Consider the following 8,689-nt stretch of genomic DNA (forward strand, 5'->3'; position numbering starts at 1 on the left):
CCCGGATCACGCGAGACCCACGCAAAACCTCAACCCGCACCCGGCCGAGCCAACGGCCGCCCCCGCAACGGCGACGACAACACCAGCGACGTGCTCGTCTCCCCGTACCGCTGCACCTTCTCGAGCAGCTCCTCCAGCTCCGCGGTATCCCGGCACAGCACCCGCAGAACCCAGCACTCCTCACCCGTCACGTGATCCGCCGCCACGACCTGCGCCAGCGGCAGCACCGCCGAGCGGAACCGCGGCGTGTCGAGGCTCCGGACCCGTGCCCGGACCAACGCCTCGATCGGCAACCCCAGCTTCGTCGTGTCGATGCTCGCCGCGTAGCCCGTGATCACGCCGCGCTCCTCGAGACGGCGGACGCGTTCCGTCACCGCCGAGCCGGACAGCGATACGCGGCGGCCCAGCTCCGAGAAACTCAAGCGGCCGTCGGCCTGCAGGAGCTCCAGCAGGCGCCAGTCGACGTCGTCGAGGTGGTCCACCGCAACTCTCCCGGGTTCGCAGGGCCAGAACAGGGAAATCCCCGGCCGTCCCGGGCTTCCACGCCGATTCTGCCCTGTCCCGGAAACGCTTGCCCCAGCAGGATTTACCCCATGACACGCACGCTCGCCTTCTCCGCCGCGGCACCCGCGGCCGCCGTCGCGTACTTCGGCGCCGAACTCGGTTTCGAGGTCGATCCCGACGATCTCGTCCAGGACCTCGAAGCCGGACGCACCGAGGGTTACGTCGTCGTCGAGACGCGTGCGCCCGAAGCCTTCGCCCACGCCCGCATCCCCGGCGCGATCAACCTGCCCTACCGCGACCTCACCCCCGAGACCACCGCACACCTCGACCGCGACCTCGTCTACGTCTGCTACTGCGAAAGCACCGTCTGCAACGCCGCCACCAAGGGCGCCCTCAAGCTCGCCGAGCTCGGCTTCAAGGTGAAACGGCTCTCCGGCGGCATCACGAGCTGGCTCGCCGCCGGCTATCCCGTCGAAGGCGACAACGCCCAAGGCGACAAGGCCCAAAGCGACAAAGCCCAAAGCGACAAAGCCGGAGGAATTCGCTGTGCCTGCTGACCTACCCTGGACAGCGTGACACGAATCCTGATCATCCAGCCGGACACGTCGGACCCGCTGGGCCCCCTCGGCGACTGGCTGACCGAGGCCGGCGCGGAACTCGACGTCCGCCTGCAGCCGGAGCAGGACCTCCCCGAGCTCGACGGCTACCAGGGCGTCGTCTGCCTCGGCGGCGGCATGGGCGCCGAGGACGATGCCAAGCACCCGTGGCTCGCCGACGTCCGGCGGCTGCTGGCCAAGGCCGCCGCGAAGAACCTGCCCACCCTGGGCATCTGCCTCGGTTCGCAGCTGCTGGCCGTCGCCACCGGTGGCCGCGTCGGGGTCGCCCCCGACGGGCCGGAGGTCGGTCCGCACCTCGTCAGCAAGAAGGACGCGGCGTGGACCGACCCGCTGTTCGCCGACCTGCCGCTCGTGCAGGACGTCCTCCAGTTCCACACCGACGCCATCACCCGGCTCCCGCCCGGCGCCGAGCTGCTCGCCTCCTCGCCGCGCTACGCGCACCAGGCCTACCGGCTCGGGCGTTGTGTCTACGGTGTCCAGTTCCACATCGAGACGACACCCGAGGTCGTCGAGAGCTGGGCCGCGGAATGCCCCGAGGAAGCCGAGTTCGCCCGGCCGGGCTCGCTCGAGCACGAAAACCTGGTCACCGTGCACGCCGACATCGCGGAGACCTGGCGCCCGTTCGCGCAGAGGTTCGTCAAGCTGGCCGCCGGAGAACTCGAGGCCGCGGTGGCGAGTCACCGTACTTTGCCGCTGGCTTAACGACAGAGGTCACAACCAGCAACATCCTGTTAACGGCGGGCGCACCCGTCAGGTACCTTGCGGGAGGAGTCCCCACAAGGGTGCGGAGGTCGGGGTGCAACCCTCGTTGCTGGTCGTGGTCGTCGTCGTCACGGCCCTCATTTTCGATTTCACGAACGGGTTCCACGACACCGCGAACTCGATGGCCACGTCGATCGCCACCGGGGCACTCAAGCCCCGCGTGGCGGTCGCGATCTCGGCGGTGCTGAACCTGGTCGGCGCGTTCCTGTCGGTCGAGGTCGCCAAGACGATCTCCAGCGGCCTGGTGGACGACACCAAGATCGGCCCGGCGATCGTCTTCGGCGGGCTGATCGGCGCGATCGTCTGGAACCTCGTGACGTGGTTCGTCGGCCTGCCGTCGAGTTCGTCGCACGCGTTGTTCGGCGGCCTGATCGGCGCCACCTGGATCTCCGCGGGGACCGACTCGGTCCACTTCGGAAAGATCGTCGAGAAGGTCCTGGTCCCGGCCGCGGCCAGCCCGGTCATCGCCGGGCTCGTCGCGATGACCGCGACCTACCTGGTCTACCGCTTCCTGGTCCGCGGCCGGCCCGCCACGCGCGGGTTCAAGGTCGGCCAGATCGTCTCGGCGTCCCTGGTTTCGCTCGCGCACGGCACCAACGACGCGCAGAAGACGATGGGCGTCATCACGCTCACGCTCGTCACCGCCGGCAGCCTCCCCGCGGGCGCGTCGCCGCCCGTCTGGGTGATCATCAGCGCCGCGTGCGCGCTCGCGCTCGGCACCTACCTCGGCGGCTGGCGCATCACCCACACCCTCGGCAAGGGCCTGACCGACATCGAGGGCCCGCAGGGCTTCGCCGCCCAGACGAGCTCGGCGCTGGTCATCCTGGTCTCGTCGCGGCTCGGCTTCCCGCTGTCGACGACGCACGTCTGCTCCGGCGGGATCATCGGCTCCGGCGTCGGCCGCCGGGACGCGCCGGTCCGCTGGCGGATGGCCGGCCGGATGGTCATCGCGTGGCTGTTCACGCTGCCCGCCGCCGCGATCGTCGGCGCGGTCTCCGGCAAGATCGCCTCGCTCGGCAACGCGGGCACCATCGCGGTGGGCGTCGTCGGAGCCGGGGTCGGCCTCGGCATCTACCTGCTCTCGCGACGCCATCCCGTCACCGCGCACAGCTTCCAGGTGCCCGAGCCGACGCCCGCCGGGGCCGAGCCGGGTCGGCTCGCCGCCTGACCCGCCCGCCCGGGCTACGGTGTTCGGTGATGGCAGACCGCGCGCGAACGACCGCTTCGGCGGCGAGGTACGGCTTCACCGATCCCCGTGCCGAGGGTCAGTTGCGCGCGGCCGGCTGGTGGGCCGACGCCGGTCCGGTCGAGTCGGCCGCCGACGTGCTCGCGGCGTTGTCCCGCACCGCCGACCCGGACCTCGCGCTGCGCGGCCTGGACCGGATCCGCGAGGCCGACGCCACCGAGTGGGCCGAACTCGAAGCGCTGCTCCGCACCCACCGGACGTTCCGCGGTCGCTTCCTCAGCGTGCTCGGGACGTCGAGCGCGCTCGCCGACTTCCTCGCCGCCAACCCGGACCAGTGGCGCTCGCTGACCGGCGACAAGTGCACCGACTCCGCCTGCTACCGCGAGGCCCTGCGTACGGCGTTGCTGGCCGACGACGGTTCGGTGCTCACCGGGCTCAAGGCCGAGCAGGCGCTCAAGGTCGCCTACCGCGGCCAGCTGCTCGGCATCGCCGCCGCCGACCTCGGGCACGTCGTCGAGGCCGGGCTCGAGCACCCGCGCTACGCCGAGGTCGCGGCGCAGCTGACCGAGCTGGCCGAAGCCGCGCTCGCCGCCGGGCTGGTCGTCGCCGAGACCGAAGCCGGCGCGTCCGCCGAAGGCACCTTGGCCATCATCGCGATGGGCAAGTGCGGGGGCCGGGAGCTCAACTACGTCAGCGACGTCGACGTCATCTTCGTCGGCGAGGGGGACCTCGGTCTCGCGACGCGGCTGGCGAGCACGATGATGCGCGTCGTCGACAGGGCGTGTTTCGAGGTCGACGCGGCGCTGCGCCCCGAGGGCAAGGCCGGCGCGCTGGTCCGCACGGTGGACAGCCACCACGGCTACTACCAGAAGTGGGCCAAGACCTGGGAGTTCCAGGCGCTGCTCAAGGCGCGGCCGGTGGCGGGCGACGCCGAGCTCGGGCGTCAGTACGCCGAGATGGTGGCGCCGCTGGTGTGGTCGGCGGCCGACCGGGAGAACTTCGTCGCCGAGGTGCAGCAGATGCGCCGCCGGGTCGAGGGGCACGTGCCGTCCGAGCACGCCGAACGCGAGCTGAAGCTGGGCCGCGGCGGCCTGCGCGACGTCGAGTTCGCGGTGCAGCTGCTGCAGCTCGTGCACGGCCGGGTCGACGCGGACCTGCGCTCACCGTCCACGATGGACGCGCTCGAGGCGCTCGGCGAAGGCGGCTACGTCGGCCGGCAGGACGCCGCCGAACTGGGCGCGTCCTACGAGTTCCTGCGGATGATCGAGCACCGGCTGCAGCTGCGGCGGCTGCGCCGGACCCACCTGTTCCCGGCGCCGGCGGACACCGGCGAGCTGCGCGTCATCGCCCGGGCGAGCGGGATCAAGGCGAACGGCGGCAAGAGCCAGGGCGAAGCGCTGCTGGCGGAGTTCCGGCGGCACGGCAAGGGCATCCGGCGCCTGCACGAGAAGATCTTCTACCGGCCGCTGCTCCAGTCGGTCGCGAACGTGCCGACCGAGGCGCTGCGCCTGACCACCAAGCAGGCCGCCAGCCGCCTGGCCGCGCTGGGCTACACCGCACCCGACGGCGCGCTCCAGCACATCAAGACCCTCACCGCGGGCGTCTCGCGGCGCGCGGCGATCCAGCAGGCGCTGCTGCCGGTGCTGCTCGACCTCTTCGCCGACACCCCCGATCCCGACGGCGGCCTGCTGTCGTACCGGAAGGTGTCCGAGGCGCTCGAAGACACGCCGTGGTACCTGCGGGTGCTGCGCGACGAGGGCACGGTCGTGGAGAACCTGGCCTTCCTGCTGGGCACGTCCCGGCTGGTGCCGGACCTGCTGGTCCGCGCGCCGGAGGTGCTGCAACTGCTCGGCGACCCCGCCCGGCTGCTGGGGCGCACGCCCGCGGAGGTGGCGACGTCGCTGCGGGCCGCCGTCCGGCGTCAGCCCGGGTTGAACGCGGCCGTCGCCGCCGCGCGTTCGCTGCGGCGGCACGAACTCCTGCGCATCGCCTGCGCGGATCTGCTCGGGCTGCTCGATGTGCCCGCCGTCTGCGAAGCGCTTTCGAGCGTCTGGGTGGCCGTGCTGCAGGGCGCGCTGGCCGCGGCGTTCCGCCAGCGGCAGGCGGAGCTCGGCCTGACGCCCGCGCGCATCGCCGTCATCGGCATGGGCCGGCTCGGCGGCGCCGAACTCGGCTACGGCTCCGACGCGGACGTGCTCTTCGTGTGCGAGCCGTCCGAGGGGGTTTCGGACGCCGACGCCGTGAAGTTCGCGTCGTCGGTCGCGGAGACGGTCCGGAAGATGCTGGGCGCGCCGAGTTCGGATCCGGCGCTGGAGGTCGACGCCGACCTGCGGCCGGAGGGCCGGAGCGGGCCGCTGGTCCGGACGCTGGAGTCCTACCGCGCCTACTACGCGCGGTGGGGCGAGGTCTGGGAGGCGCAGGCGCTGCTGCGGGCCCGGTTCATCGCCGGAGACGACGACCTCGGCGAGCGTTTCATCGCGATGATCGACCCGATCCGCTACCCCGAAGGCGGCCTCGACGCGACGAAGGCACGCGAGATCCGCCGCATCAAGGCCCGGGTCGAGACGGAGCGCATGCCGCGCGGCGCCGACGCGACGTTGCACACGAAGCTCGGCCGCGGCGGCCTCGCCGACGTCGAGTGGACGGTGCAGCTGCTGCAGCTCCAGCACGCCCACTCCGTCGATGGCCTGCGGACGACGTCGACGCTCGACGCGCTGGCGGTGCTCCCGGAAGCGGGCCTGGCCGAGCAGCCCGAAGCGGACTCGCTGACCGAGGCGTGGCTGCTGGCGACCCGCGTGCGCAACGCGGGCATGCTGGTGCGCGGCAAAGCGGTCGACCAGGTCCCGGGCTCGGGCCGCGACCTGGCGGCGGTGGCCCGCGTCCTCGGCCAGTCGGCCGGCGACGACCCGGGCGAGTTCCTCGACACGTACCGCCGCATCACCCGGCGGGCGCACGCGGTGGTGGAGCACCTGTTCTACGAGGCCTGACCTACAGTGGCCTGGTGACCGATCGCGAGCCGTTCCGGACCCGGATCAAGGTCCGGCACTACGAGCTGGACACCCTGGGCCACCTCAACCACGCCGTGTACCACTCGTACGGCGAGGTCGCGCGCCTGGAACTGCTGGAGCAGGCCGGCGCGCTGCGCGAGCTGGGCAACCTGGCTTCGGTGTTGCTGGAGACCCACGTGGTGTTCCGCCGCGAGCTGCGCGCGGGCGACGTCGTGGACGTGACCTGCGACGTGAAGTTCGGCAACGGCAAGACGTTCAAGATGGATTCGAACATCATCAAGCTGGACGGCACGCTGGCCGCGGAGATCACCTGCACGCTGGGCATGATGGACCTGGAGATCCGCAAACTGGTGCCGGACCCCCGAGGCGTGTTCGAAGCCGCGGGCGCGAACCTCAAGCTGATGTCGACCTCGGAATAGCAGAAACGCCGGCGGCGAGGGCTCTTCGCACCTCACCGCCGGCGTGTCCAGGGGCCGGACTGCTACCGGATCACACGTCGTAGTACAGAGCGAACTCGTACGGGTGCGGGCGCAGGCGCAGCGGGTCGATCTCGTTCTCGCGCTTGTACGAGATCCAGGTCTCGATCACGTCGGGGGTGAACACGCCGCCTTCGAGGAGGTAGTCGTGGTCCGCCTCGAGCGTGTCCAGCACCGTGCCGAGGTCGCCCGGGACGAGCTTGACGTCCTTGGCCTCCTCGGGCGGGAGCTCGTAGAGGTCCTTGTCGATCGGCTCCGGCGGCTCGATCTTGTTCCGGATGCCGTCGAGGCCGGCCATCATCATCGCCGAGAACGCCAGGTACGGGTTGCCCGACGAGTCCGGGCAGCGGAACTCGGCGCGCTTGGCCTTCGGGTTGTTGCCCGTGATCGGGATGCGGACGCACGCCGAACGGTTGCGCTGCGAGTAGACCAGCGAAACCGGGGCCTCGAAGCCCGGGACCAGGCGGTGGTAGGAGTTCACCGTCGGGTTCGTGAAGGCCAGCAGGCTCGGGGCGTGCTTGAGCAGGCCGCCGATGTAGTGGCGCGCGGTGTCCGACAGGCCGGCGTAGCCCGACTCGTCGTGGAACAGCGGCTGGCCGTCCTTCCACAGCGACTGGTGGCAGTGCATGCCCGAGCCGTTGTCGCCGGCGAGGGGCTTCGGCATGAACGTCGCCGTCTTGCCCGCGGCGAACACCGTGTTCTTCACGATGTACTTGAACAGCTGCAGGTCGTCCGCAGCGTGCAGCAGCGTGTTGAACTTGTAGTTGATCTCGGTCTGGCCGGCGGTGCCCACCTCGTGGTGCGCGCGCTCGATCTCGAAACCGGAGCCCTGCAGGTTGCGGACGATGTCGTCGCGCAGGTCGGCGAAGTGGTCGACCGGCGGAACCGGGAAGTAGCCGCCCTTGAACTTCGTCTTGTAGCCCTGGTTGCCGCCGACCTCGTCGGCGCCGGTGTTCCACCAGCCCTCGATCGAGTCGATCTCGTGGAAGGAGGCGTGCTCGGCGGAGTCGAAGCGGACCGAGTCGAAGATGTAGAACTCGGCTTCGGGGCCGAAGTAGACGTTGTCGGCGACGCCGTACTCGGAGATGTACTGCTCGGCCTTGCGCGCGATGTTGCGCGGGTCGCGGCTGTACGCCTCACGGGTGAACGGGTCGTGCACGAAGAAGTTGAGCGCCAGCGTCTTGGCCTTGCGGAACGGGTCGATCCGCGCGGTCGCCGCGTCCGGCAGCAGCAGCATGTCGGACTCGTGGATGGACTGGAAGCCGCGCACCGAGGAGCCGTCGAACGCGAGACCCTCTTCGAACGCCTCTTCGGTGAAGGCCTTCGCGGGGACCGTGAAGTGCTGCATCACGCCCGGCAGGTCGCAGAACTGGACATCGATGACCTCGACGTCCTCATCGGCGATGAGGCGCTGGATGTCGTCTGGAGTAGTGGGCACCCTCGGTGACTCCTTCTCGTTCGAGCTCGTACGGCAGTGCTCTCTTCGGCTCACGCTAAAAGTGCGGTGTTGCCCGACCGTCACCCGTATGTTTCGCCGGTGTTAACGGGTGGTCGATATCGGGTATCCGACCAGGTCGGATGTGCTCCACGCCACCGGCATACCCTAGACGGGTGGCGAGATGGACCGGTGAATGGCTGCCCGGTACCGGCGACGGCGGCCGGAGTACTGATCAGCACGGCTCGCGGTGGCCGGGCGAGAAGTTCGGTTTGCCCGAATCGGGCGTCGGCTCCGCGGCGAGCGGCGGCGCCCGGCTGCTCGGGCTGATCGTCGACCTCGTGGTCGCGGCCCTGGTCACGGCGATCTTCCTGCGCCCCAGCCTGCAGGACCCGGCCGTGATGCAGCAGTTCAACCTCTGGTCCGGCGGCGTGTGGGCGATCATCTCGGTCATCTCGGCCGGCCTCTTCGGCTTCACCCCGGGGATGGCCGCGGTCGGGATCCGCGTCGCCCGCCTCGACGGCGGCGCGCTGGTCGGCCCGCTGCGCGCGCTGGTCCGGGCCGCGCTGACGTTCGTGCTCGTCCCGGCGGCGGTCCGCAACGCCGACGGCCGCAGCTGGCTCGACCGGCTGACCGGCACCGTGGTCATCCGGATGCGCTGACCCGCGTACGAGAAAGGCCCCCGTCCGGATCCGGACGGG

The 8,689-nt window shown here is 70.8% G+C and carries 8 protein-coding genes; 6 read left to right on the forward strand and 2 right to left on the reverse strand.

The annotated features are described in order from the left end of the window. Nucleotides 1–29 precede the first annotated feature (29 nt). A complete protein-coding gene (locus CCN39_RS37495) occupies nt 30–482 on the reverse strand; it encodes an Lrp/AsnC family transcriptional regulator (protein WP_086850219.1) in 453 nt (150 codons plus the stop codon). Between the two features lie 111 nt (nt 483–593). Between CCN39_RS37495 and CCN39_RS37500 the strand changes: the two genes are divergently transcribed. The 5 genes from CCN39_RS37500 (at nt 594) to CCN39_RS37520 (ending at nt 6,496) form a co-directional block, all read left to right on the forward strand. Beyond that, on the forward strand, nt 594–1,061 hold the full coding sequence (locus CCN39_RS37500) for a rhodanese-like domain-containing protein (RefSeq protein WP_244211176.1): 468 nt from the start codon (nt 594–596) through the stop codon (nt 1,059–1,061). A gap of 15 nt (nt 1,062–1,076) precedes the next feature. Continuing rightward, the gene (locus CCN39_RS37505; RefSeq protein WP_086850221.1) at nt 1,077–1,823 is read left to right on the forward strand and encodes a type 1 glutamine amidotransferase; all 747 of its coding nucleotides are present in this window, start codon (nt 1,077–1,079) and stop codon (nt 1,821–1,823) included. A gap of 94 nt (nt 1,824–1,917) precedes the next feature. After that, a complete protein-coding gene (locus CCN39_RS37510) occupies nt 1,918–3,051 on the forward strand; it encodes an inorganic phosphate transporter (protein WP_167455299.1) in 1,134 nt (377 codons plus the stop codon). A 29-nt stretch (nt 3,052–3,080) separates the two neighbouring features. Further along, nucleotides 3,081–6,056, forward strand: a complete 2,976-nt coding sequence (locus CCN39_RS37515) for a bifunctional [glutamine synthetase] adenylyltransferase/[glutamine synthetase]-adenylyl-L-tyrosine phosphorylase (RefSeq protein WP_167455300.1) — start codon at nt 3,081–3,083, stop codon at nt 6,054–6,056. 14 nt (nt 6,057–6,070) lie between these two features. Beyond that, nucleotides 6,071–6,496 (forward strand): acyl-CoA thioesterase, encoded by a 426-nt coding sequence (locus CCN39_RS37520; protein WP_086850225.1) that lies wholly within the window; start codon nt 6,071–6,073, stop codon nt 6,494–6,496. A 70-nt stretch (nt 6,497–6,566) separates the two neighbouring features. Here the strand turns inward: CCN39_RS37520 and glnA are convergent, their stop codons facing one another. Then, nucleotides 6,567–7,991, reverse strand: coding sequence for a type I glutamate--ammonia ligase (gene glnA / locus CCN39_RS37525; RefSeq protein WP_086850227.1), 1,425 nt, complete (start codon nt 7,989–7,991; stop codon nt 6,567–6,569). Nucleotides 7,992–8,260: 269 nt separating this feature from the next. Here glnA and CCN39_RS37530 point away from each other — a divergent pair, with 269 nt between their 5' ends. Beyond that, nucleotides 8,261–8,650 (forward strand): RDD family protein, encoded by a 390-nt coding sequence (locus CCN39_RS37530; RefSeq protein WP_086850230.1) that lies wholly within the window; start codon nt 8,261–8,263, stop codon nt 8,648–8,650. The last annotated feature ends 39 nt before the right edge of the window (nt 8,651–8,689 follow it).

The organism is Amycolatopsis kentuckyensis (assembly GCF_002155975.1).
Lineage (GTDB): Bacteria > Actinomycetota > Actinomycetes > Mycobacteriales > Pseudonocardiaceae > Amycolatopsis > Amycolatopsis kentuckyensis.